Below are 24,939 nucleotides of genomic sequence, written 5' to 3'. Positions count from 1 at the left end.
CCCGTCGGTCGTCCCGGCGGACCGCCGCCGCGCGGACCGCGTCCGACGATGTCGGGGTCGCGCGGGCGGATGGCGTTCCTCACGATCGCGATCGTCGTCGTCATCGCGGTCGTCGCGTGCCGCCTCGTCTACGTGCAGGGCCTGCGCGGCCCGGAGATCGCCGCCGAGGCGCGCGACGCCCGGCTGCTGTCGTTCTCGGAGCTCGGCATGCGCGGGCAGATCACGGACGCGAACGGCGTGGCCCTCGCCGCTTCCGTCGAGCGCTACGACATCTCGGTGAACCAGAAGCTCGTCGGGTCGTTCCGGAGCACGGGCACGCCCGCCGTGCCGGACGGTGCCGCCGGTGCCGCGGCGCGGCTCGCCCCGCTGCTCGACATGAGCCCCGCGGAGCTCGGCGGCATGCTCGTGGGCGACCGCTCCTTCAAGTACATCCGCAAGGGCGTGCTGCCCGACGTCGCCCGGCAGATCTGGGAGAAGCGGGTCCCGGGCATCAACGTGGACAAGGTCGCGGAGCGCGTCTACCCCAACGGGAACCTCGCCGGGAACGTCATCGGCTACGTCAACTCGAACGGCGTCGGGCTGGCCGGGCTCGAGAAGTCGCTGGACGGCAAGCTGCAGGGCACGGCAGGCTCCGAGACGTACGAGAGCGGGATCCACGGCCAGGCGATCCCCGGCGGCTACTCCAAGGACGAGCCCGCCAAGCAGGGCGACTCGGTGCAGCTGACGCTGCGCTCGGACGTCCAGTGGAAGGCGCAGCAGGCGCTCACGGCGCAGGTGGCCGCGACCGGCGCGGACTCGGGCTCGATCATCGTCATGGACACCAAGACCGGGGAGATCTACGCGCTCGCCGACTCGAACACGGTGGACCCGAACCATCCGGGAGACGCGAAGGGCTCCCTGTCGAGCGCGGTCTCGGACGTGTTCGAGCCGGGCTCGACCGGCAAGGTCGTGACGATGTCCGCGATCCTCGAGAACCACATCGCGACGCCGACCGACCAGTGGCAGGTCCCGTACACGTACTCGCCGGACGGCAAGGAGACCTTCAAGGACTCCCACGAGCACGGCGTGCTCAACCTCACGACGACGGGCGTGCTCGCGGAGTCGTCGAACACGGGCACGGTGATGATCGGCCAGAACCTGCCCGTGCAGACGCGGTACGACTACCTCGCGAAGTTCGGGTTCGGCTCGAAGACGGGCATCGAGATGCCGAACGAGTCGGCCGGCCTGCTGCACCCCGTCGAGGACTGGCAGCGGCGCGACAAGTTCGCCGTGCTGTTCGGCCAGGCGGTGTCCGTCACGGCGATCCAGGCGGTCCAGGTCTTCGCGACGATCGCGAACGGCGGCGTCCGCGTGCAGCCGCACATCATCAAGGGCTGGACGGCCGCCGACGGCACGTACACGCCGGCCGCGGCAGCGCCCACCACGCAGGTCGTGTCCCCGGAGACCGCCAAGACGGTGCTCACGATGATGGGCAGCGTCGTCGACGACGGCACGGGCGCGAGCGCGGCGATCCCGGGCTACCAGGTCGCCGGCAAGACCGGCACCGCGCAGAACTGGGTCGGCGGGGTGCAGGGCATCACGGCCTCGTTCATCGGGGTGGCGCCGGCGGACGACCCGCGGATCGCCGTGGCCGTCATCCTGCACAACCCGCGCTCGTCGATCTACGGCGGCACGGTCGCCGCCCCGGTGTTCAGCGACGTCGCGTCCTACACCCTCGGTGACCTGGGCGTGGCGCCGTCGGGGGCCACGACCCAGCTGTTCCCGACGACGTGGTGACCGGCGTCGGACGTGGCCCCGCGCAGTCCGTCCACGGGCTCCCGGGTCGACGGTCGGCCGCCTGCGTGCACGGTAGATTCTCCGCATGACGTCACCGGTCCGGATGCGCCCCGAGCATCCCGAGTCCCGCCGGGTGGACGAGCTCCTCAGCACGTTCTCCCTGGTCAGCGCCGGTCGACCGGCAGATCCCGACGCCACGCTGACAGGCGTGACGCTCGCGAGCAGCGAGGTCGTCCCGGGTGACCTGTTCGTCGCGGTCCCGGGCCTGAAGGTGCACGGCGCCGCGTACGCGGCCCAGGCGGTCGCCGCCGGTGCGGTCGCGGTGCTCACGGACGCGACCGGTGCGGGCGACGCGGCGCACCTGGACGTCCCGGTGCTCGTGTCCGACGACCCGCGCTCGCTCGCCGGTCCCGTCGCCGCCTGGGTGTACGGGGCGCCCGCCACCGAGCTGGTGACGGTCGGCGTCACGGGCACGAACGGCAAGACGACGACGACCTACTTCCTCGACGCCGCGCTGCGTGCCGCGCACGCACTGACGGCCGTGCTCGGCACGGTCGAGCTGCGGGTGGGCGAGGAGGCCATCGAGAGCCCCCGGACCACGGTCGAGGCACCCGCGCTGCAGGCGATCCTCGCGCTCGCCCGCGAACGTGGCGCCACCGCGGTCGCGATGGAGGTGTCGTCGCACGCCCTCGCTCTCGGGCGGGTGCGCGGGCTGACCTTCGACGTCGTCGGGTTCACGAACCTGCAGCGCGACCACCTCGACTTCCACGGCGACATGGACGGCTACTTCCGTGACAAGGCCCGCCTGTTCGCGTCGGGGCAAGCGCGTCGGGGTGTGGTGGTCGTGGACGACGAGTGGGGCCGCCGGCTCGTCGCGCAGTCGCCGATCCCCGTCGAGTCGGTGTCCACGCACGTCGGCGCGGACGTGGCCGCCGACTGGACGGTCGTCGCGGCCGACATCGGCCTGGACGGCGTCGGCTCGTCGTTCGTGCTGCGCGGCCCGGACGGTGCCGAGCACGACGCGGCGAGCCCGTTGCCGGGCCTGGTGAACGTCTCCAACGCGGCCCTCGCGATCGTCCTCGCGCACGCCGCGGGCGTGGACCTCGACGTCGCCATCGACGCGGTGGCGCACGCGCACGAGATCCCCGGCCGGATGGAGCGGGTCATCGAGCGCGACGAGCGCTGGCCCCTCGCGCTCGTCGACTACGCGCACACGCCGGACGCGCTCGTGCTCGCCCTGGAGGCCGTGCGGCCGATCACCCCGGGCCGGCTCGTGCTCGTGTTCGGCTCCGACGGCGACCGGGACCAGGGCAAGCGCCCGATCATGGGCGAGATCGCCGCCCGGCTCGCCGACGTGATCGTCGTCACCGACGAGAACCCCCGTTCCGAGCGGCCGGAGGTCATCCGGTCCGCCATCCTCGACGGGGTGCGGGCGATCCGCCCGGACCTGACCGACGTGCACGAGGCGACGAGCCGCGCGCAGGCCATCCGCGACGCCCTGTCCCTCGCGACCGCGCAGGACACCGTGATCATCACGGGCAAGGGCCACGAACCGACACAGGAGATCGCCGGGGTGTTCCACCGGTACAACGACCGCGACGTGCTCCAGGCCGCCTATGCGGCCGGACCTGACCAGCGGGCGGAGCAGCACGCGTGATCGCCTTGACGGCGGCCGAGATCGCGGCCGCGACGGGTGGTGTGCTGCACGCCGACCCGTCCCTCCTGGTGAGCGGGCCGGTCGTGGTCGACTCGCGGGACGTCCTGCCGGGCGGCCTGTTCGTCGCACTGCCCGGCGAGAACGTCGACGGGCACGACTTCGCCGCGACCGCCGTCGACGCGGGCGCGGCGCTCGTGCTGGCGAACCGGGAGCTGCGCGACGGCGACCGAGCCCTGCCGACCGTCGTCGTCGACGACGTCGAGGTGGCGCTCGGCGAGCTGGCGCGGACCGTCCTGGTGCGGCTCCGTGAGGCCGCGCTGGAGCCCGGTGGCAGCGACCTGCGCGTGATCGGTGTCACGGGGTCCGTCGGGAAGACGACGACGAAGGACCTGCTCGCGCAGCTGTGCGGGAGCGTCGGACCGACGATCGCCCCGGTCCGGTCGTTCAACAACGAGATCGGCCTGCCGCTGACGGTCCTGCGCGCGGACGAGCAGACCCGGTTCCTGGTGCTGGAGATGGGTGCGAGCGGCCTCGGTCACCTCACCTACCTGACGCGGATCGCGCCGCCCGACGTGGCGGTCGTGCTCGTCGTCGGGCAGGCGCACATCGGCGAGTTCGGCGGCATCGAGGCGGTCGCGAAGGCGAAGGCGGAGATCGTCGAGGGGCTCGTGCCGGACGGTGTCGCGGTGCTCAACGCGGACGACCTGCGCGTGCGGGCCATGGCGGACCTCGCGCCCGGTGAGGTCGTGCTGTTCGGCGAGTCCTCGGACGCGGCCGTGCACGCCCGTGACGTGCGGCTGGACCGGGCCGGTCGGGCTCGGTTCACCCTCGTGGAGCGCACGCGCGACGGCGAGGAGGCCGCCGAGGTCGAGCTGCGGCTCGTCGGCGAGCACCACGTGCACAACGGGCTCGCCGCGGCTGCGGCCGCGAGGGCCGTGGGGCTGAGCGTCGACGAGGTGGCCGCCGGGCTCACGGCCGCGGACGCGCTGAGCCCGCACCGCATGCACGTCGTCGACCGGCCGGACGGCGTGACGGTCGTCGACGACTCGTACAACGCCAACCCGGACTCGATGCGCGCGGCGCTCAAGGCCCTGGCCGTCCTGGCGGGTCGTGACCGGCGCTCCGTGGCGGTGCTCGGCGAGATGCTCGAGCTCGGTCCCGGGTCGCGCGACGCGCACGACCAGATCGGCCGGCTCGTCGTCCGGCTCAACATCAGCCTCACGGTCGTCGTCGGGGAAGGGGCCCGCGCGATCCGCGACGGCGCGAACCACGAGGGCTCGTGGGGCGACGAGGTGGTGCTCGCCGAGGACCTCGAGGCGGCCGGCCGGTTCCTCGAGCACGAGCTGCGCGAGGGCGACGTCGTGCTCGTGAAGTCGTCGTACGGCGCGGGCCTGTGGAAGCTGGGCGACCGGCTCGTGGGGGAGGCCGTCTCGTGAGGGCGCTCCTGCTCGCCGGCGGCCTGTCGATGCTCATCGCGCTGCTCGGCACGCCGCTGTTCATCCGGTTCCTGGTGCGCAAGCAGTACGGCCAGTTCATCCGTCAGGACGGCCCGACGGCGCACTTCACGAAGCGCGGCACCCCCACGATGGGCGGCGTCGTCATCATCGGCGCGACGGTCCTCGGGTGGGCGGGCGCCCTGGCCGTCACCGGCACGCTGCCGAGCGCGTCGGCCGTGCTGGTCATGTTCCTCATGACCGGGCTCGGCCTCGTCGGGTTCCTTGACGACTACATCAAGATCTCCCGGCAGCGCAGCCTCGGGCTCAAGGCGCGGTGGAAGATCCTCGGCCAGGGCATCGTCGGCGTGACGTTCGCGGTGGCGGCGCTGCAGTTCGCGAACGAGAAGTTCCGCACGCCCGCCTCGACGCGCATCTCGTTCATCCGCGACACCAACGTGGACCTCGCGTTCGCGGGTGCGACCGTCGGGCTCCTGCTGTTCGTCATCTGGGCGAACTTCCTCATCACCGCCTGGTCGAACGCGGTGAACCTGACGGACGGCCTCGACGGCCTCGCGACGGGCGTCTCGCTCATCGTGTTCGGCGCGTACGTGATCGTCGGCGTGTGGCAGTTCAACCAGAGCTGCCAGGTGCTCGCCTCGGCGGGGCCCCGCTGCTACGAGACCCGGGACCCGCTGTCGCTGGCCGTGGTCGCCGCCGCGATCACCGGGGCGTGCTTCGGGTTCCTGTGGTGGAACGCGAGCCCGGCGAAGATCTTCATGGGCGACACCGGCTCGCTGGCCCTCGGCGGTGCGCTCGCGGGCCTGTCGATCCTGTCCCGCACGGAGATCCTCGCGGCGATCATCGGCGGCCTGTTCGTGCTCGAGGTCCTCTCGGACGTCATCCAGATCGGCTTCTTCCGGATGACCGGGAGACGGGTGTTCAAGATGGCGCCCCTGCACCACCACTTCGAGCTCCAAGGCTGGGGCGAGGTCACCATCGTCATCCGGTTCTGGATCATCGCCGGGCTGTTCGTGGCGCTCGGGGTGGGGATCTTCTACGCCGAGTGGGTGGCGGGCTAGATGGCGGCGCTCGACCTCGACGGTGCGCACGTCGTCGTCGCCGGGCTCGGCGTCACCGGGCGTGCGGCGGCGGACGTGCTCGCGTCGCGGGGCTCGCGGGTCGTGCCCGTCGACGACGGGGTGGACGACGTCATCGGCTCGCAGGACTTCCTCGCCGGCACCGGCCTCGACCGGGCGGACCTCGTCGTCGCGTCGCCGGGCCTGGCCCCGCACCACCCGCTGATCGCCGAGGCGCTCCGGCGCGGGCTTCCCGTGTGGAGCGAGGTCGAGCTCGCCTGGCGGCTGCGCGCACCTCGGCCCGACGGCCCCGCTCCGTGGCTCGCCGTGACGGGAACCAACGGCAAGACGACGACCGTCGGGATGCTGGAGTCGATCCTCCGGGCCGGCGGGGAGCGTGCGCCGGCGGTCGGGAACGTGGGGACGCCCGTCGTCCTCGCCGCCACCGACCCGACGTTCGACGTGCTCGCGGTGGAGCTGTCGAGCTTCCAGCTGCACTTCACGCACTCGATGTCCGCGCAGGCCGCCGCCGTGCTCAACGTCGCCCCGGACCACCTCGACTGGCACGGGTCGTTCGAGGCGTACGCCGCCGACAAGGGCCGGATCTACGAGCGTGCGCAGGTCGCGTGCGTCTACAACGTGGCCGACCCGCTGACCGCGGACCTCGTGCGCGAGGCCGACGTGGTCGACGGTGCGCTCGCGGTGGGCTTCACGCTGGGCACCCCCGGCGTCGGGCAGGTCGGGCTGGTCGAGGACGTCCTGGTGGACCGCGGGTTCACCCGGCTGCGGCACACGCACGCGGCCGAGCTGGGCACGCTGGACGACCTGCACCGGCTCGCCGGACCGGACGGCACGGTGCCGCCGCACGTCGTCGCGGACGCGCTCGCGGCGGCGTCGCTCGCGCTCGCGCACGGCGTCGACCCGGCTGCGGTCCGGGACGGTCTGCGCGCCTACGCGCCCGGCGCGCACCGCATCGCGCCGGTCGCGACGCTCGACGGGGTCGCGTACGTGGACGACTCCAAGGCGACCAACGCCCACGCGGCCGCCGCGTCGCTCGCGTCCTTCCCGGACGGGTCGGTCGTGTGGGTCGCCGGCGGGCTCGCGAAGGGCGCGCAGTTCGACGACCTCGTCCGGACCCGCCGCGACCGGCTCCGCGCCGTCGTGCTCATCGGGACCGACCGTGCGCCGCTGCGCGACGCGCTCGCCCGACACGCACGGGACATCCCGGTCGTCGAGGTCGACGCCGGTGACACTGGGGCGGTGATGACCCGTGCCGTGCAGGAGGCCCGCCGCCTGGCGGTGGCCGGGTCGACCGTGCTGCTCGCGCCCGCGTGCGCGTCGATGGACCAGTTCGCGTCGTACGCAGCCCGGGGTGAGGAGTTCGCCGCCGCCGTGCGCGCGCTCGGCGAGGGTGCGTGACGGGCCGTGGCTGACGTCCGCACGGGTCCGCGCGCGTCGGCTCGGCCGAGCGCCGAGCGCAGCGGTTCGAGCACTGAGCGCGGCGGTTCGAGCGCCGAGCGCAGCGGTTCGAGCACCGAGCGCTCCGGGTCGCTGATCGGCCAGTGGAACAGCGCGGTGACGAGCTACTACGTGCTCGTCGGCGCGACCACGCTGCTGCTCGTCATCGGGCTCGTGATGGTCCTGTCGAGCTCGAGCGTCGAGTCCCTCGACCAGGGCGACTCGGCGTACTCCGTCTTCTTCGACCAGGCCAAGTTCGCGCTCGTCGGGCTGCCGGCGCTGTTCGTCCTGTCCCGGATGAAGGTCCGCGTCCTGCAGCTGTTCGCGTGGCCCGCGCTCGGCGTCGCGCTCGTGTTCCAGCTCCTCGTCTTCGTGCCCGGTCTCGGTGCCGGTGTCGGCGGCAACCAGAACTGGATCCGCGTCGGCGGCATCTCGGCGCAGCCGTCCGAGACGATCAAGCTGACGCTCGCCGTCTGGCTCGGCGCCGTGCTGGCCCGCAAGCTGCACCTGCTGCAGCAGTGGAAGCACGCGCTCATCCCGGCCGTGCCCGTCGCGGGCCTGGCGGTCCTCGTCGTGCTCGCCGGGCACGACCTGGGCACCGCGCTCGTCCTGCTCATGCTCGTCGCCGGCGCCCTGTTCGTCGCGGGTGTGCCGCTGCGCATGTTCGGGCTCGCGGCCCTCGCGGGTGCCGGGGTGGCGACCCTGCTGACCGTGACGAGCAAGAACCGCACCGGGCGCATCACGAGCTGGCTGTCCAACGAGTGCGACGCCCAGAGCGCCTGCTACCAGACGCTGCACGGCGGCTGGGGTCTCGCGAGCGGCGGCTGGGGCGGTCTGGGGCTGGGGGAGAGCCGGGAGAAGTGGTCGTACCTGCCTGCGGCCCACAACGACTTCATCTTCGCGATCATCGGTGAGGAGCTGGGACTGATCGGCACGTTGCTCGTCGTCGGCCTCTTCGGACTGCTGGCGTTCGCCATGATCCGGGTGATCCGGCGCCACCCCGACCCGTTCGTGCAGATCACGACGGGCGCGATCCTGTGCTGGATCATCGGCCAGGCGCTGGTGAACATCGCGGTCGTGATCGGCCTCGCGCCGGTGATCGGGCTCCCGCTGCCGCTGGTGTCGGCGGGCGGGTCCGCACTGATCATGACCATGGCGGCGCTCGGGGTGGTGATCGCGTTCGCGCGCGACGAGCCCGGTGCGGCCGAGGCCCTCGCCGCGCGCGGCGGGGTCGTGCGCCGGTCCCTCGCGGTCGTCGGGAGGGCCCGTGGCTGACGCGCCGACGTCCGGCTCGGTGCTCCTGGCGGGCGGCGGCACGGCGGGGCACGTCAACCCGCTGCTCGCCGTGGCCGACGAGCTGCGCCGCCGGCGCCCCGACGTCCGGCTCACCGTCCTGGGCACGTCCGAGGGCCTCGAGGCGCGGCTCGTCCCCGAACGTGGGCTGCCGCTCGCGGTGGTGCCGCGGGTGCCGCTCCCGCGCCGACCCAGCCTCGACCTGCTGCGCCTGCCCGGCCGGCTGCGCGCCGCGGTCCGGGCCGCCGACCGCGCGATCGCCGAGTCGGGGGCGGACGTGGTCGTCGGGTTCGGCGGCTACGTCTCGACGCCCGCGTACCTGGCGGCGCGTCGTCGTGGGGTCCCGATCGTGGTGCACGAGGGGAACACCCGCGCCGGCCTGGCGAACAGGGTCGGTGCACGGTGGGCGAAGGCGGTCGCGGTGACGTTCCCGGCGACCCGTCTGCGCGGGGCGCAGGTGACCGGGCTGCCCCTGCGGGCGTCCATCGCCGAGCTGCTCGCCGCGCGGGAGGCGGACGCCGAGGGCACCCGGCGGTCCGCGGCGTCGCAGCTCGGGCTCGACCCGACGCTCCCGACCCTCCTGGTGTTCGGCGGCTCGCTCGGTGCGGTCAGCATCAACTCGGCGGTCGCGGGCGCCGCGCCGGACCTGCTCGCCGAGGGCGCCCAGGTGCTGCACCTGACGGGTCTCGGCAAGGCGGACGCGGTGCGGCAGTCGCTCGACGGCGTCGCCGGCGCCGACCGGTACCACGTGCTCGAGTACCTCGCCGAGATGCACCTGGCCCTGGCGGTCGCCGACGTGGTCGTCGGGCGCGCCGGGGCGGGCACCGTGAGCGAGCTCGCTGCGCTCGGCCTCCCCGCGGTCTACGTCCCGCTGCCGATCGGCAACGGTGAGCAGCGGCTCAACGCGGCGCCCGTCGTGGCCGCCGGCGGCGGTCTCCTCGTCGAGGACGACGAGCTCGACGCGGGCTGGATCCGGGCGCACGTCCCGGTGCTGCTCGTCGGCGAGGCCGCGGCGGAGACCCGGGCGCGGATGGCCGCGGCGGCGGCCGGTGCGGGCGTGCGCGACGGGGCTGCCCGGGTCGCGGCGCTCGTCGAGCGTGAGCTGCCTGTGGTCCCGGCCGCTCCCGGGAAGGCACCCGCGGGCACGTCGTCCGGACGTCCGGTCGTGGACCCTGTCGGGCTCGACGCCCTGGGGCGGGTCCACCTCGTGGGTGTCGGCGGTGCCGGGATGTCCGCGATCGCCGCGCTGCTCGCGGCCCGTGGCCTCGCCGTGAGCGGCTCCGACGCCGCCGACGGCCCCGCGCTGCCCGGCCTGCGCGCTGCGGGTGTCGCGGTGCACGTGGGCCACGACGCCGCCCTCGTGGAGGGCGTCGACACCGTCGTGGTGTCGTCGGCGGTGCGTGGCACGAACCCGGAGCTTGCCCGCGCGCGTGCGCTCGGCCTGCGCGTCCTGCACCGCTCGGAGGCGCTCGCGGCGCTCATGGCCGACCGGGACGCGGTCGCCGTGGCGGGTGCCCACGGCAAGACGACCACGTCGGCCATGGTCGCCACGGCGCTGCTGCACGCCGGTGCGGACCCGTCGTTCGCGATCGGTGGCACAGTCCTGTCCGACGACGGGCCGCTGGGCGGGAGCCGTGACGGTGCGGGCCGGGCCTTCGTGGCGGAGGCGGACGAGTCCGACGGCTCGTTCCTCGCGTACGCACCGCTCGTCGCGGTGGTGACGAACGTCGAGCCCGACCACCTGGACCACTACGGCTCGACGGAGGCGTTCGAGGACGCGTTCGTCGCGTTCGCAGGGCGTGTGCGGTCCGGCGGGACGCTCGTGGCGTGCGCGGACGACGCCGGTGCCGCCCGGCTCGTCGACCGGGTGCGTGACGACCTCGCCGCGCGCGGCGTCGACGTGGTGACCTACGGGACGTCGGCGGGTGCCGACGTCCGGGTCGGTGCGCTGCGCCCGTCCGGGACGGGATGGCGGGTGCGGCTCGAGGCCCCCGACGCCGGGGTCGAGGTCACGCTCGCCGTACCAGGCGAGCACAACGCGCTGAACGCGGCCGCGGCGTGGGTCGCGGCTCGCCGCCTCGGGGTGCCCGGGGACGTCGCGGCGGAGGGGCTCGGCGCGTTCCGCGGCACGGGGCGCCGGTTCGAGGACCGCGGCACGGTCGCGGGCGTCCGGGTGGTCGACGACTACGCGCACCACCCGACGGAGGTGGCGGCACTGCTGCGGGCCGCCCGGTCGGTGGTCGGCGACGGCCGGGTGCTCGTCCTGTTCCAGCCGCACCTGTTCTCCCGCACACGCACGTTCGCCGAGGAGTTCGGCCGGGCGCTGGACCTCGCGGACCTGGTGGTCGTGACCGACGTCTACGCGGCGCGCGAGGACCCGGACCCGACCGTCACCGGCGCGCTGCTCGTCGAGCGCGTGGCGACGCCGGGGAAGGCGACGTTCGTCCCCGACCGGGTCGCGGCCGCGCGTGCGGTCGCGGCGGCCGCGCGGCCGGGCGACCTGCTGCTCACGGTCGGTGCGGGCGACGTCACGGCTCTGGCGCCCGTGGTCCTCGAGGAGCTCGGCCGGGCGGCGGAGCAGGGCACGTCATGAGCCCGTCCCGGCCTCCGCGTCCGCGCGTGACGCCGTCGGAGCGACCGGCCGGACCGCGTCCCGCCGTCGACGCCGGGGCGCCACGCCCGGACTCCGACGCGTCCGCACGTCGGTCGGCACCGGTGTCGCCGGTGCGCCGCGTCGCCTCGCCGGACCCGGGACGGAGCGCGGGCGACCGCGGGGACGCCGGGCGCGCCACGCCGCGTCCGAAGCCGGCTTCGCCCTCCCCGGTGTCGACGGACTCGGCACCGACGCCCTTCGGGCGGGCGGTGACGACCTACACCGGTGGGCGGGGCGGGCCGGTGGTGCGCCCACCCGTGGTGTCGACGACCTCCGTGGCCCGGTTCGCCGAGCGGGCCCGGGCGCGCCGGACGGTCGCACGCCGCAAGGTCCTGCTGACGGCGTGCGGGGCGGCGGTCGTGGCCGCCCTGGGGTGGCTGCTGCTGCTGTCGCCGGTGCTGGTGCTGGAGCCCGCCGAGGTCGAGGTGCGCGGTGCGGGCACCGTCGTGGCGGTGGACCAGGTGCTCGCGGTCGTCGACGTGCACGCGGGCACGCCGTTGCCGCGGCTCGACACCGTCGGGCTGCGTGACCGCGTCCTGGAGGTCCCCGGCGTGCGGGAGGCACGCGTGACGCGGGCCTGGCCCCACGGGCTGACGGTGGTGCTGGTGGCACGTGAGCCGGTCGCGGCGGTGCCGGAGCCCGCGAAGGACGGCACGGGCCCGGGCTTCGCGCTCCTGGACATGGACGGTGTGCAGGTGGGTCGCGTCGATGCGGCGCCCGAGGGGCTGCCGGTCGTGGACGTGCCGGTGGGGGACAAGCGCGCGCTGCGCGCCGTCCTGACGGTGCTCCAGCAGCTGCCGGCGGACCTGCTCGCGCAGGTCGCGGCGGTGTCGGCGCACACGCAGGACCGGGTGACGATGATGCTCCGGGACGGGGTGGAGGTCGACTGGGGGAGCGCCGTCGAGACGCCGTTGAAGATCGCGGTGCTGAGCACGCTGCGGGCGTCGCCCGCGACCCAGGGGGCCACGGTGTTCGACGTGTCGGCGCCGCGGCTGCCGATCACGCGCTGATCCGGCGGGCGATTTCACGGCCGGTTGGAGACACGCGCGGCGTGGTCGTTGATCCGGTGCGCGAGCCCACCTAGCGTCACGCACTGACAGCACACCTGACATAACTATAACCCTCAACCTGAGGGTGAAGGTTGAACCCCGGCCGTGGCGTGTCGCGGCCGGACCCCGTGACCGGACCCGCGACCGGACACGACCGGCACAGAACGAGAGGCACCCACCGTGGCAGCTCCCCAGAACTATCTGGCGGTCATCAAGGTCGTCGGCATCGGCGGCGGCGGCGTGAACGCCGTGAACCGCATGATCGAGGTCGGCCTCAAGGGTGTCGAGTTCATCGCCGTCAACACCGACGCCCAGGCCCTGCTCATGTCCGACGCCGACGTCAAGCTCGACGTCGGCCGCGAGCTGACCCGTGGCCTCGGCGCCGGCGCCGACCCGGAGGTCGGCAAGAAGGCAGCGGAGGACCACAAGGAGGAGATCGAGGACGTCCTGCGCGGTGCCGACATGGTCTTCGTCACCGCGGGCGAGGGTGGCGGCACCGGCACGGGTGGTGCCCCCGTCGTGGCGCGGATCGCCCGCTCGCTCGGCGCGCTGACGATCGGCGTCGTCACCCGGCCGTTCACGTTCGAGGGCCGCCGCCGCTCGGTCCAGGCGGACACCGGCATCGAGGCGCTGCGCGCCGAGGTCGACACGCTCATCGTCATCCCCAACGACCGCCTGCTGTCGATCTCCGACCGCTCGGTCTCGGTGCTAGACGCGTTCCACTCGGCGGACCAGGTGCTGCTGTCCGGCGTCCAGGGCATCACCGACCTCATCACCACCCCGGGCCTCATCAACCTCGACTTCGCCGACGTGAAGTCCGTCATGCAGGGCGCCGGCTCGGCGCTCATGGGCATCGGGTTCGCGCGCGGCGAGGACCGTGCGGTGCAGGCTGCCGAGATGGCGATCTCGTCGCCGCTCCTCGAGGCCAGCATCGACGGCGCCCACGGCGTCCTGCTGTCGATCCAGGGCGGGTCCGACCTCGGCCTCTTCGAGATCAACGAGGCCGCCCGGCTCGTCCAGGAGGCCGCGCACCCGGAGGCGAACATCATCTTCGGTGCCGTCATCGACGACGCCCTGGGCGACGAGGTCCGCGTGACGGTCATCGCGGCCGGGTTCGACGGCGGCTCGCCGGTCGTCCGCCGCGACGCCCGCGCGCTCGGCCAGATCAGCGGCGCGACGTCCCGTCAGGTGCCTCCGGCCCAGGCGCCGCGGCTGCCGACCCCGCGTCCGGTCCTCGACCCCGACGACGACGTCGTGCCCGTCGCGTCGCTCGCGGCCGCCCGCGGTCCCGTGCAGCCCGACGTGCCGGCGTTCCTCTCGACCGAGGCCGAGCCCACGCCGATCACCGGCGCGCTCGAGGTGCCGCGGATCTTCACCGACGAGGTCCCGCGGCGCGAGCGCGACGAGCTCGACGTGCCGGACTTCCTCAAGTAGTGGTGCACGAGGACGACGAGCTCCCGGTCGAGCTCGTCGACCTCGGGCCCGGCGTCCGCGCCGGGTTCACGACGCGCGCCGGCGGCTTCAGCCGACCTCCCTACGCGTCGCTCGACCTGGGTGCCGCGGTCGGGGACGACCCCGGGGCGGTGCGCGAGAACTGGTCGCTGGTCGAGCGGTGGGCCGGTGCCCCCGTCGCCTACGGGCGGCAGGTGCACGGCGGGACGGTCGCCGTGGTCGGGTCGCGGCCCGCGGACCCGCCCGAGGCCGACGCGCTCGTCTCGGCGTCGCCCGACCTGGCGGTGGCCGTGGTGGTCGCCGACTGCGTGCCGGTGCTCCTCGCCGATCCCGTCGCGGGTGTCGTGGCGGCGGTGCACGCGGGTCGTCGCGGTCTCGTCGCCGGCGTGCTCCAGGCTGCGCTCGGCGCGATGGTCGGCCAGGGTGCGTCGACCGAGCGCGTCCGGGCGGCCGTCGGGCCTGCGATCGCCGGCGCGTCGTACGAGGTGCCCGCGGAGCTGCGTGCCGAGGTCGCGCGAGTGGTGCCGGCCACGTGGTCGACGACCTCGTGGGGGACGCCGTCGCTGGACCTGCCGGCCGGGGTGCGGGCGGTGCTGGAGCAGGAAGGGGTCGCATCGGTGTCCGTCTCGACGCGCGACACGTTCACGGACGACCGCCTGTTCTCCTTCCGGCGGGCGGCCGTCACGGGCCGGTTCGCCGGGGTGGTGCGGCCCCCGGTGCGCTGACGCGCCGTCCGTGCAGGTGACACGCGCGCGTGTCGGGCGTGTCGCGGTGTGGTCCCGCGTGCCCGTTGCTAGCGTGCTCGGCAGAGGGAGCCCGTCCCCGCTCGACCCGGTGTCCGCCGGACCGGGTCACGGGTTCCGGGGAAACCGGAGCTGATCCGGGGAGGGAGCGAACCGATGGCCGGAGCGCTGCGCAAGACGATGCTGTACCTCGGCCTGGCCGACGACCGGTCGGAGCACGAGGAGTACCTCGAGGAGTTCGACGGGGGAGACGCCACGGTGGAGCACGAGTACGAGGCACAGGTCACGCCGCTGCACCGCCCCGCCCGGTCGGCCGTCGCGGCCCCGGTGGCGGTGCCCGTGCCCGCGCACACCGGTGAGCTGCGCCGGATCACGACGATCCACCCGCGGTCGTACAACGACGCGCGCAAGATCGGTGAGGCGTTCCGCGAGGGCACCCCGGTGATCATGAACCTCACGGACATGGACGACGCCGACGCCAAGCGCCTGGTCGACTTCAGCGCCGGTCTCATCTTCGGGCTGCACGGTGCCATCGAGCGGGTCACGAGCAAGGTGTTCCTGCTCTCGCCCGCGCACGTCGAGGTCGCCGGCGACGGTGCGCCCGCCCCCGAGCCCGCCGCGCGTGCGGGCTTCTACAACCAGAGCTGACGCGTGCAGCTCGTCTGGTCGCTGCTGTACTTCGTCGTCCTCGCGTTCTTCTTGCTGCTCCTGGTCCGGCTCGTGCTGGACTGGGTGCAGTTCTTTGCGCGCGAGTGGCGGCCGCGGGGTGTGGCACTGATCATCGCCGAGGTCACCTACTCGGTGACCGACCCGCCGCTGCGTGCGCTGCGGCGTTTCCTGCCCCCGGTCGGCATCGGTTCCGTGCGCCTGGATCTGGCTTTCTTCGTGCTGATCCTGCTGTGCTCGGTCCTGCTGTCCGTGCTTGGGAGCCTCTGACCGATCCGTCCCCTCGCGACGTCTGACCTCGTGTCGAGCGGGGCGGACTGCCCAGAGATTGTCCGCTACGGTGATCCGAGACGGTCGCAGGAAAGCTGCCGCCGGCCTGACCGAGAGCTCGACCGACAGAGGTGACGACGATGGCACTGCTGACCGCAGACGAGGTCCTGAACAAGAAGTTCCAGGCCACCAAGTTCCGCGAGGGCTATGACCAGGACGAGGTCGACGACTTCCTGGACGAGGTCGTCAACACCCTCCGTGAGCTCCAGAACGAGAACGAGGACCTCAAGACGAAGCTCGCGGCGGCCGAGCGCCGGATCGCCGAGCTGAGCCGTGCGGGTGCGCAGCAGGCCGCGCCGGCCCCCAAGCCGGAGCCGACGCCCGAGCCGGTCCCCGCGGCCGTCGCGCCGGTGGCGCCCCCGGTCGTCGCCCCCGTGGCGCCCGCGCCGTCCCGCGCGAACGAGCCCGAGTCCGCGACCGGCATGCTGGCGCTCGCGCAGAAGCTGCACGACGACTACGTGCGCAGCGGCCAGGAGGAGTCCGACCGCCTGATCGGCGAGGCGAAGAGCCAGGCCAACCGCATCGTCCGGGAGGCCGAGGAGACGTCGCAGCGCACGCTCGGACAGCTGGAGCAGGAGCGTTCGCTCCTGGAGCGCAAGATCGACGAGCTGCGGGTGTTCGAGCGCGACTACCGCACGCGCCTCAAGAGCTACCTGGAGAACCTCCTGGGCGACCTGGACAACCGGGGCAACGCCCTCCCGCCGCGCTCCGGTCAGGCGCAGCCGGTGGGCGACGGGCAGAACCTCTGAGTTTTCGCCCGCCTCCGGGAGCGTCCGGGCAGGTCACGCCACCTCACACCACGCCGGGTTTCACCCGGCGTGGTGTGTTGTGCGATGCAGATTGCCCGTTTAGAGTCACGTGACTTCAAGGACTAGGGGGGCCCGGTCGTGGCCATCAACGACTCACTGAGTGCCGTCGCCGCGACGGTCGACGCCAAGGAGCTCTCCAAGCTCGTGCGGCAGTTCCCGGTGCGGGACGGCGAGAAGCCGTGGACCGCCCGCGAGGTCAAGGACATCGCGGACGAGCTGACGGGCGATATCGACCGGCTGACCGGCGAGCTCGCCGCAGCCGACGCGGAGCTCTCCGACCTGCTGCGCAACTCCGGGGACGGCGCGGGCGACGACCAGGCGGACTCGGGCTCGTCGGCCCTGGAGCGCGAGCAGGAGCTCACGCTCGTCAACAACACGCGCGACCTGCTCGCGCAGACGCAGCGCGCGCTCGGCCGGATCGCCGCGGGCACGTTCGCGACGTGCGAGTCGTGCGGCCGTGCGGTCGGCAAGGCGCGCCTGCAGGCGTTCCCGCGGGCGACGCTGTGCGTCGAGTGCAAGCAGCGCGAAGAGCGGCGCTGACCCGCACGTAGACTCCACCGGTGCCCACCACCACGGACGACGAGCCGGTCGAGACCCAGACCACCCCCGCCCGCAGGCGCCACCTGCTCACGACGCTCGTCGTGATCACGGTCGTCGTGCTGGCGGTCGACCAGCTCAGCAAGGTGTGGGCGCTCGCCGCGCTCGAGGGTGAGGGGCGGCGCGACCTGCTCGGCAGCCTGCTGGGCTTCGAGCTCGTGCGGAACCCCGGTGCGGCCCTGTCGATCGCGACGGGGATGACGTGGCTGCTCACGCTCGTCGCGGTCGGCGTCGTGGTCGTCATCGTGCGCGCCGCCCGACGGATCGGGTCGATGCTGTGGGCCGTCGCGCTCGGGCTGCTGCTCGGCGGGGCGCTCGGCAACCTCGTCGACCGGCTGTTCCGCGCGCCGGGTGTCGCACGTGGTCACGTCGTGGACTTCATCGCCTACGGGAACTGGTTCGTCGGGAACGTCGCGGACATCGCGATCGTCGTCGCGGCCGTGCTCGTCGTGCTGCTGGCGATGCTCGGCATCCGGATCGACGGCACGCGCGAGCGTGACGACGACACGAGCGGCGACCCCGACGGGCCGCACGACGACGCACCGGGCGACGAGCTCGCGAGCGGGACACAGGTCGACGAGCCTGCGGGCGACGCCCCGGCGGACGAGCTCGCCGACGACAAGGCGGCGGGGTCGCAGGGTGCCTGACGTCCGGTCCCTGCCCGTGCCGGACGGGCTCGCGGGCGAGCGGGTCGACGCGGGGCTGTCCCGGCTGCTGGGGCTGTCGCGCACGCGTGCGGCCGAGATCGCGGCCGCGGGCGGCGTGCGGGTCGACGGCCGCGAGGTGGGGAAGTCGGACCGGCTGGTCGCCGGGGGGTGGCTCGAGGTCGAGCTGCCCGACCCGGCCGCTCCCGCGGGCCTCGAGGTGGTCCCCGAGCCGGTGCCGGGCATGGTGATCGTGCACGACGACGACGACGTGGTCGTCGTGAACAAGCCGGTCGGCGTCGCGGCGCACCCGTCGCCCGGCTGGAGCGGGCCGACGGTCGTCGGGGCGCTGGCCGCCGCGGGGTACCGGATCTCGACCTCGGGCGCGGCGGAGCGTCAGGGCGTCGTGCACCGGCTCGACGTGGGGACGTCGGGGCTCATGGTCGTCGCGAAGAGCGAGCACGCGTACACGGTGCTCAAGCGCGCGTTCAAGGAGCGCACGGTCGACAAGGTCTACCACGCGCTCGTCCAGGGGCACCCGGAGCCGACGACGGGCACGATCGACGCCCCGATCGGCCGGCACCCGTCGGCGGACTGGAAGTTCGCGGTGGTCGCGGACGGCAAGCCGTCGATCACGCACTACGAGGTGCTCGAGATGCTGCCGGCGGCGTCGCTCGTCGAGGTGCACCTGGAGACGGGTCGGACGCACCAGATCCGGGTGCACTTCTCGGCGCTGCGGCACCCGTGCGTGGGGGATCTCACCTACGGCGCGGACCCGACGCTGGCGGCCAAGGTCGGGCTCACCCGGCAGTGGCTGCACGCCGTCCGGCTGGGGTTCGAGCACCCGGGGACGGGCGAGTGGCTGGAGCTGACCAGCGACTATCCGCAGGACCTGGCCGCCGCGCTCGAGACGCTCTCCGCCGGGTACCGCTGAGCCTGTTCGACCGGCCCCCGGTGACGCGCCGCGCGCGACGCGCCGGATGTCGCGGACGACACCGCCGACACGTCGTCCGACGGTCCGGGGCTGTCGGTGGGCCGACCTAGGATGGCCCGCATGGCAGCTGCTGGAGGTTCCGACTTCGTCCACCTCCACGTCCACACCGAGTACTCGATGCTGGACGGTGCGGCCCGGCTCGGGGACCTGTTCGCGGAGGTCGAGCGCCAGGGCCAGACGGCCATCGCGACGACGGACCACGGCTACCTGTTCGGTGCGTACGACTTCTGGGCGAAGGGCACCGCCGCCGGGATCAAGCCGATCGTCGGCATCGAGGCGTACGTCACGCCGGGGACCAGCCGGTTCGACCAGACGAGGGTCCGGTTCGGCGGCCAGGGTCAGGAGCAGGACGACGTCTCGGCGCGGGGCGCGTACACCCACATGACGATGTGGGCCCGCAACAACGAGGGCCTGCACAACCTGTTCCGCGCGAGCTCGCTGGCGTCGCTCGAGGGCCAGATGGGCAAGTGGCCCCGGATGGACCGGGACCTGCTCCAGCGGTACGGCAAGGGGCTCATCGCGACGAGCGGCTGCCCGTCGGGCGAGATCCAGACGCGGCTGCGGCTCGGCCAGTGGGACGAGGCGGTCCGCGCGGCCGGCGAGCTGCAGGACATCTTCGGCAAGGAGTACTTCTACGTCGAGCTGATGGACCACGGGATCGAGATCGAGACCCGGGTGCTCAAGGACCTGCTGCGGCTCTCCGAGACCATCGGGGCGCCGCTCGTCGCGACGAACGACCTGCACTACGTCAAGCAGGAGGACAGCGCGTCCCAGGAGGCGCTGCTCGCGATCAACTCCGGCTCCACGCTGTCGGACCCGGACCGGTTCAAGTTCGACGGCGACGGGTACTACGTGAAGTCGGCGGCGGAGATGCGGCGGATCTGGGCCGAGCTGCCCGAGGCGTGCGACAACACGCTGCGCATCGCGGAGCAGTGCGAGGTCTCGTTCAACACGTCCGCGAACTACATGCCGAACTACCCGTGCCCGCCCGGCGAGGACGAGACGTCGTGGTTCGTCAAGGAGGTCGAGCAGGGGCTGCACGTGCGCTACCCCGACGGCATCCCGGACGAGGTCCGCAAGCAGGCGGAGTACGAGACCGAGGTCATCACCCAGATGGGCTTCCCGGGGTACTTCCTCGTGGTCGCCGACTTCATCAACTGGGCCAAGGACAACGGTATCCGCGTCGGGCCGGGCCGTGGTTCCGGCGCCGGCTCGATGGCCGCGTACGCGATGCGGATCACCGACCTCGACCCGCTGCAGCACGGCCTGATCTTCGAGCGGTTCCTCAACCCGGACCGCGTCTCGATGCCCGACTTCGACGTCGACTTCGACGAGCGTCGTCGCGGCGAGGTCATCCGGTACGTCACGGAGAAGTACGGCGAGGACCGCGTCGCGCAGATCGTCACGTACGGCACCATCAAGGCCAAGCAGGCCCTCAAGGACTCCGCCCGGCTGCTCGGCATGCCGTTCGCGATGGGGGAGAAGCTCACCAAGGCGATGCCGCCCGCGATCATGGGCAAGGACATCAGCCTGACGGGCATCTTCGACCCGGCGGACAAGCGGTACAACGAGGCCGAGGAGTTCCGCCAGGTCCACGCGGTCGACCCGGAGGCGCAGCGCGTCGTCGAGCTCGCCAAGGGCATCGAGGGCCTGAAGCGGCAGTGGGGCGTGCACGCGGCTGGCGTCATCATGTCGAGCGACCCGCTGATCGACATCATCCCGATCATGCGGCGCCCCCAGGACGGCGCGGTCATCACGCAGTTCGACTACCCGACGTCCGAGGGCCTCGGCCTGATCAAGATGGACTTCCTCGGGCTGCGCAACCTCACGATCCTCGACGACGCGCTCGAGAACATCGTGATGAACGGCAAGGACCCGGTCGAGCTCGAGGCGCTCACGCTCGACGACCGCAAGACGTACGAGCTGCTGGGCCGGGGTGACACGCTCGGTGTGTTCCAGCTCGACGGCGGCGGCATGCGGTCGCTGCTGCGGCTGATGCGTCCTGACAACTTCGAGGACATCTCGGCCGTCGGCGCCCTGTACCGGCCGGGCCCGATGGGTGCGAACTCGCACACCAACTACGCGCTGCGCAAGACGGGCGTGCAGGAGGTGACGCCGATCCACCCCGAGCTGGCGGAGCCGCTCGAGGACATCCTCGGCACCACGTACGGCCTGATCGTGTACCAGGAGCAGGTCATGGCGATCGCCCAGCGCGTCGCCGGGTACTCGCTCGGCCAGGCCGACATCCTGCGGCGCGCGATGGGCAAGAAGAAGAAGTCCGAGCTGGACAAGCAGTTCGAGGGCTTCTCGGGCGGCATGGTCGAGCGCGGGTTCTCGATGGCCGCCGTGCAGACGCTGTGGGACATCCTGCTGCCGTTCTCCGACTACGCGTTCAACAAGGCGCACTCCGCGGCGTACGGCGTCATCTCGTACTGGACGGCCTACCTCAAGGCGAACTACCCGACCGAGTACATGGCGGCGCTGCTCACGAGCGTGCGCGACGACAAGGACAAGTCGGCGCTGTACCTCGGCGAGTGCCGGCACATGGGCATCACGGTCCTGCCGCCGGACGTGAACTCGTCGTCGGCGAACTTCACGGCCGTCGGCTCGGACATCCGCTTCGGGCTGACCGCGGTCCGCAACGTGGGCGCGAACGTCGTCGACGCGATCGTGCGGACGCGGGAGGAGAAGGGCGCGTTCTCGTCCTTCACCGACTTCCTCGACAAGGTGCCGGCCGTCGTCTGCAACAAGCGGACGATCGAGTCGCTCATCAAGGCGGGGGCGTTCGACTCGCTCGGCCACCCGCGCCGGGCGCTGCTGCTGGTGCACGAGCAGGCGGTCGACTCCGTCATCGGCGTGAAGCGCAAGGAGGCCGAGGGCCAGTTCGACCTGTTCGCGGACCTCATGGGCGGCGACGACGACGGACCGGGCTTCGCGGTGACGATCCCGGACCTGCCGGACTGGGACAAGAAGCAGCGGCTGGCGTTCGAGCGGGAGATGCTCGGCCTCTACGTGTCGGACCACCCCCTGTCGGGGATCGAGCACGTGCTCGCGGCGGCGGCGGACGTGTCGATCGCGACGCTGCTCGCCGACGAGGCCCGGCCCGACGGGTCGACCGTCGTGATCGCCGGCCTGGTGACGTCGTTGCAGCGCAAGATGTCGAAGCAGGGCAACCCGTGGGCGGCGGTCACGATCGAGGACATGGAGGGCTCGGTCGAGATCATGTTCTTCGGCGAGACGTACCTCGCGTACTCGACGGTCCTCGCGGAGGACGCCGTCGTCGTGGTCCGCGGCCGGGTGCGGCGTCGCGACGAGACGATGCAGCTGCAGGCGATGGAGGTGTCGCTGCCGGACGTGTCCCAGGCGGCGGACGCCCCCGTGGTGGTGTCGATGGCCGTGGCGCGCTGCACGCCGCCGGTGGTCGAGCGGCTGCGCGAGGTGCTCTCGACGCACCCGGGGGTCACGGAGGTGCACCTGCGCCTGACGAGCCCGGGCCGGGCGACGGTGATGCGCCTGGGTGACGGGCTGCGGGTGGGCCGGTCGCCGTCGTTGTTCGGTGACCTGAAGGCGCTGCTGGGGCCGAGCTGCCTGTCGTCCTGACCATCCATCACCCTTGCGTTATATAACGCGAGGTGGAAATGTCGGTCCCGTGCACGCGCTGGACGCCCTGGGGGACCCGGTCCGACGCCGGATCGTGGAGCTGCTCGCCGACGGCGGGCGGTCCGCGGGCGACCTCGCGGCCGCGGTCGGCGCCGAGTTCGGCATCAGCCAGCCGGCGACCTCACGGCACCTGCGGGTGCTGCGGGAGTCCGGCCTCGTCGACTCCGAACCGCGTGGCGCGGTCCGGCTGTACTCGGTGCGCCCCGAGCCGCTCGACGACATCGAGGAGTGGGTGCGGGGCGTCCGCCGCTTCTGGGCCTCTCGGCTCGACGCGCTCGACACCGAGGTGTCCCGCGGCGTGCGAGAGCGCCGCCTCGGCGTCAGCGGCGCCACCGGCGAGACAGGACGGCAACGATGACGACCGACCCGCACGGGACGCTGGCCACGGACGCCGAGGGGACGACGGTCCGGTTCGAGCGGTGGTACCCGACGTCCGTCGACGACCTCTGGTCGGCGCTGACCGAGCGCGACCGGGTCGGCCGGTGGCTGGGCGCGCTGCACGGCGACCTGCGCACCGGAGGTCGCTTCGAGCTGCGCATGGGCGACGACCTGCCGGGCGCCGACCAGAACGCCACGGGCGAGGTGGTCGCGTGCGACCCGCCGCACGGGTTCGCCGTGTCGTGGGCGTTCCCGGGCGAGGCCGAGACGTGCGTGCGGGCGACGCTCCGGCCGGACGGGGACGGCGTGGTCCTGGTCCTGGTGCACAGCGGTCTGACGCTCTCCGCCGCGCGCGGGTACGGCGGCGGCTGGCACGCCAGCCTCGACCTGCTCGACGACGCCGTCGCGGGTCGCCCGGCCCGCTCGTGGCAGGAGGCCTTCGAGGCCGCCCTGCCGGCGTACCGGGAGGCGTGACGGGACGCCTGACGGCAGGCGTGACGACAGGCCCGACGGACCGGCGTCAGCCGACGCTGGCGCGCTCGCGCCCGCCGGGCAGGTCCACCTCGACGACGTCCCCCCGGACGAGCTGGCGCCCCCGGCGGGCCTCGGGCTCGCCGTTCACGGTGACGGCTCCGTCCTCGAGGAGCTCGCGGGCCTGCGCGCCCGACTCGGCGAGGTCGGCGAGCTTGAGGAACTGGCCGAGCCGGATGGAGTCGTCCGCGATGGGCACCTGCGTCATGGGAGCAGTCTGCCCGACCCTCACGAGCCGCTGCCCGCACCGTGGTCACACCGGCCGCCGCGTGCCGTCGCGCCTAGACTCGCGAAGGTGATCACCCGCATCGACCTGCGCGGTCGCTCCCTGTCCCGTCGTGACCTTCTCGAGGTGCTGCCGCGCGCGGAGGTCGACGTGGAGCACGCCGCGGAGGTCGTCGCGCCGATCCTCGCAGCCGTCCGCGAGCGGGGTGCGGCGGAGCTGCGGGACCTCGCGGAACGGTTCGACGGCGTGCGTCCCGTGCACCTGCGGGTGCCACCGGACGTGGTGCAGGCGGCCGTCGGCGCGCTCGACCCCCGGGTGCGGGCCGCGCTCGAGGAGACCATCAGCCGGGTGCGCCGTGTGCACGCCGCGCAGGTGCCTGCCGACTTCACCGTGGACGTCGCCCCGGGCGCCCAGGTCCGGCAGCGCTGGATCCCGGTGCGCCGGGTCGGGCTGTACGTGCCGGGCGGTCTCGCGGTGTACCCGTCGTCGGTGATCATGAACGTGGTGGCGGCCCAGGCGGCGGGTGTCGGTTCGCTGGTCGTCGCGTCGCCGCCGCAGAAGGACGAGGGCGGGCTGCCCGACCCGGTCGTGCTCGCCACGTGCGCGCTGCTCGGGGTCGACGAGGTGTACGCCGTCGGGGGAGCGCAGGCCGTCGCGATGCTCGCGTTCGGTGCGGCGGGCACCGACGAGGTGGACGGCGAGACGCTCTGCGAGCCGGTCGACGTGGTGACGGGCCCGGGCAACGTGTACGTCGCCGCCGCGAAGCGGCTGGTGCGCGGCGTCGTCGGGATCGACGCGGAGGCGGGCCCGACGGAGATCGCGGTGCTCGCGGACGGCACCGCGGACGCCGTGCACGTCGCGGCCGACCTCGTCTCGCAGGCGGAGCACGACCCGCTCGCCGCGGCCGTGCTCGTCACGCCGTCCGTGGAGCTCGCCGGCGCCGTGGAGTCCAAGCTGGTCGACCTGGTGGGCGCGACCCGGCACCGTGAGCGCGTCACGACGGCGCTCGGTGGGCCGCAGTCGGCGATCGTGCTGGTCGACGACCTGGAGGCCGGGCTCGAGGTCGTCAACGCCTACGGCGCGGAGCACCTCGAGGTGCAGACCGTGGACGCCGCCGCGGTCGCCGAGCGTGTGACGAGCGCGGGGGCGATCTTCGTCGGGGCGTTCTCGCCGGTGTCGCTCGGCGACTACATGGCGGGCTCGAACCACGTCCTCCCGACGGGTGGGTGCGCGCACTTCGCGAGCGGGCTGGGCGTGCACTCGTTCCTGCGGGCGGTGCAGGTCGTCGAGTACGACGCGGACGCGCTGCGGGCGGTCGCGGACCGCATCGTCGCGCTCGCGGACGCCGAGGGTCTGCCCGCGCACGGCGAGGCGGTCCAGGCACGGCTCTGACGGGAGCCGCTCGGCTGTGACGTGGCGGACACCCCCTGACCGGGCCGTCCCGCCGCGCTCCTGGTTACATGGACGATGACGGGACGACGAACGCGCGCGCCCGGACTGTCCGCACTCCG

At 73.2% G+C, this 24,939-nt stretch carries 21 protein-coding genes; 20 read left to right on the top strand and 1 reads right to left on the bottom strand.

From position 1 onward, the window contains the following. The first annotated feature begins 48 nt into the window (after positions 1 to 48). From Cch01nite_RS19520 to Cch01nite_RS19430, 19 genes are all read left to right on the top strand, one after another. A complete protein-coding gene (locus Cch01nite_RS19520; protein WP_239071105.1) occupies positions 49 to 1,776 on the top strand; it encodes a peptidoglycan D,D-transpeptidase FtsI family protein in 1,728 nt (575 codons plus the stop codon). Positions 1,777 to 1,861: 85 nt separating this feature from the next. Continuing rightward, positions 1,862 to 3,433 carry a UDP-N-acetylmuramoyl-L-alanyl-D-glutamate--2,6-diaminopimelate ligase gene (locus tag Cch01nite_RS19515; RefSeq protein ID WP_203758161.1) on the top strand — a complete coding sequence of 524 codons (1,572 nt, stop codon included), beginning with the start codon at positions 1,862 to 1,864 and terminating at the stop codon, positions 3,431 to 3,433. Beyond that, the gene (locus Cch01nite_RS19510; RefSeq protein WP_203758160.1) at positions 3,430 to 4,869 is read left to right on the top strand and encodes a UDP-N-acetylmuramoyl-tripeptide--D-alanyl-D-alanine ligase; all 1,440 of its coding nucleotides are present in this window, start codon (positions 3,430 to 3,432) and stop codon (positions 4,867 to 4,869) included. Before Cch01nite_RS19515 ends, Cch01nite_RS19510 begins: the two co-directional genes overlap by 4 nt. Beyond that, positions 4,866 to 5,948, top strand: coding sequence for a phospho-N-acetylmuramoyl-pentapeptide-transferase (mraY, locus tag Cch01nite_RS19505; RefSeq protein ID WP_203758159.1), 1,083 nt, complete (start codon positions 4,866 to 4,868; stop codon positions 5,946 to 5,948). The genes Cch01nite_RS19510 and mraY overlap by 4 nt, the downstream gene beginning before the upstream one ends. Continuing rightward, positions 5,949 to 7,364, top strand: a complete 1,416-nt coding sequence (murD, locus tag Cch01nite_RS19500; protein WP_203758158.1) for a UDP-N-acetylmuramoyl-L-alanine--D-glutamate ligase — start codon at positions 5,949 to 5,951, stop codon at positions 7,362 to 7,364. A 132-nt stretch (positions 7,365 to 7,496) separates the two neighbouring features. After that, entirely contained in the window at positions 7,497 to 8,678 is a 1,182-nt protein-coding gene (gene ftsW / locus Cch01nite_RS19495) for a putative lipid II flippase FtsW (RefSeq protein ID WP_239071117.1), read from the top strand. Continuing rightward, on the top strand, positions 8,671 to 11,289 hold the full coding sequence (gene murC / locus Cch01nite_RS23015) for a UDP-N-acetylmuramate--L-alanine ligase (protein WP_203758156.1): 2,619 nt from the start codon (positions 8,671 to 8,673) through the stop codon (positions 11,287 to 11,289). The genes ftsW and murC overlap by 8 nt, the downstream gene beginning before the upstream one ends. Positions 11,290 to 11,606: 317 nt before the next feature. Then, positions 11,607 to 12,359, top strand: a complete 753-nt coding sequence (locus tag Cch01nite_RS19485) for a cell division protein FtsQ/DivIB (RefSeq protein ID WP_239071104.1) — start codon at positions 11,607 to 11,609, stop codon at positions 12,357 to 12,359. A gap of 219 nt (positions 12,360 to 12,578) precedes the next feature. After that, on the top strand, positions 12,579 to 13,832 hold the full coding sequence (ftsZ, locus tag Cch01nite_RS19480; RefSeq protein WP_203758154.1) for a cell division protein FtsZ: 1,254 nt from the start codon (positions 12,579 to 12,581) through the stop codon (positions 13,830 to 13,832). Continuing rightward, positions 13,832 to 14,575, top strand: coding sequence for a peptidoglycan editing factor PgeF (pgeF, locus tag Cch01nite_RS19475; protein WP_239071102.1), 744 nt, complete (start codon positions 13,832 to 13,834; stop codon positions 14,573 to 14,575). The genes ftsZ and pgeF overlap by 1 nt, the downstream gene beginning before the upstream one ends. Positions 14,576 to 14,749: 174 nt before the next feature. After that, on the top strand, positions 14,750 to 15,241 hold the full coding sequence (locus Cch01nite_RS19470) for a cell division protein SepF (RefSeq protein WP_203758153.1): 492 nt from the start codon (positions 14,750 to 14,752) through the stop codon (positions 15,239 to 15,241). 3 nt (positions 15,242 to 15,244) lie between these two features. Then, entirely contained in the window at positions 15,245 to 15,529 is a 285-nt protein-coding gene (locus tag Cch01nite_RS19465) for a YggT family protein (RefSeq protein WP_203758152.1), read from the top strand. A 140-nt stretch (positions 15,530 to 15,669) separates the two neighbouring features. Beyond that, a complete protein-coding gene (locus Cch01nite_RS19460; RefSeq protein WP_203758151.1) occupies positions 15,670 to 16,338 on the top strand; it encodes a DivIVA domain-containing protein in 669 nt (222 codons plus the stop codon). A gap of 138 nt (positions 16,339 to 16,476) precedes the next feature. Further along, the gene (locus Cch01nite_RS19455; protein ID WP_203758150.1) at positions 16,477 to 16,938 is read left to right on the top strand and encodes a TraR/DksA family transcriptional regulator; all 462 of its coding nucleotides are present in this window, start codon (positions 16,477 to 16,479) and stop codon (positions 16,936 to 16,938) included. A gap of 20 nt (positions 16,939 to 16,958) precedes the next feature. Continuing rightward, positions 16,959 to 17,642 carry a signal peptidase II gene (gene lspA / locus Cch01nite_RS19450; protein ID WP_203758149.1) on the top strand — a complete coding sequence of 228 codons (684 nt, stop codon included), beginning with the start codon at positions 16,959 to 16,961 and terminating at the stop codon, positions 17,640 to 17,642. Further along, positions 17,635 to 18,573 carry an RluA family pseudouridine synthase gene (locus Cch01nite_RS19445; protein WP_203758148.1) on the top strand — a complete coding sequence of 313 codons (939 nt, stop codon included), beginning with the start codon at positions 17,635 to 17,637 and terminating at the stop codon, positions 18,571 to 18,573. The genes lspA and Cch01nite_RS19445 overlap by 8 nt, the downstream gene beginning before the upstream one ends. A gap of 120 nt (positions 18,574 to 18,693) precedes the next feature. Continuing rightward, positions 18,694 to 22,233, top strand: a complete 3,540-nt coding sequence (dnaE, locus tag Cch01nite_RS19440; RefSeq protein ID WP_203758147.1) for a DNA polymerase III subunit alpha — start codon at positions 18,694 to 18,696, stop codon at positions 22,231 to 22,233. A gap of 49 nt (positions 22,234 to 22,282) precedes the next feature. Further along, positions 22,283 to 22,651: an ArsR/SmtB family transcription factor gene (locus Cch01nite_RS19435; RefSeq protein ID WP_203758146.1), complete on the top strand. Its 369-nt coding sequence runs from the start codon at positions 22,283 to 22,285 to the stop codon at positions 22,649 to 22,651. Beyond that, a complete protein-coding gene (locus Cch01nite_RS19430; protein ID WP_203758145.1) occupies positions 22,648 to 23,145 on the top strand; it encodes an SRPBCC family protein in 498 nt (165 codons plus the stop codon). The genes Cch01nite_RS19435 and Cch01nite_RS19430 overlap by 4 nt, the downstream gene beginning before the upstream one ends. Before the next feature lie 46 nt (positions 23,146 to 23,191). Here the strand turns inward: Cch01nite_RS19430 and Cch01nite_RS19425 are convergent, their stop codons facing one another. After that, complete coding sequence (locus tag Cch01nite_RS19425; protein ID WP_203758144.1) at positions 23,192 to 23,410, bottom strand: RNA-binding S4 domain-containing protein; 219 nt, start codon at positions 23,408 to 23,410, stop codon at positions 23,192 to 23,194. Positions 23,411 to 23,497: 87 nt separating this feature from the next. Between Cch01nite_RS19425 and hisD the strand changes: the two genes are divergently transcribed. Continuing rightward, positions 23,498 to 24,820 carry a histidinol dehydrogenase gene (gene hisD / locus Cch01nite_RS19420; RefSeq protein WP_203758143.1) on the top strand — a complete coding sequence of 441 codons (1,323 nt, stop codon included), beginning with the start codon at positions 23,498 to 23,500 and terminating at the stop codon, positions 24,818 to 24,820. The last annotated feature ends 119 nt before the right edge of the window (positions 24,821 to 24,939 follow it).

This window comes from Cellulomonas chitinilytica (assembly GCF_016862675.1).
Lineage (GTDB): Bacteria > Actinomycetota > Actinomycetes > Actinomycetales > Cellulomonadaceae > Cellulomonas > Cellulomonas chitinilytica.
This window is presented reverse-complemented; position numbering and strand designations above follow the sequence as displayed.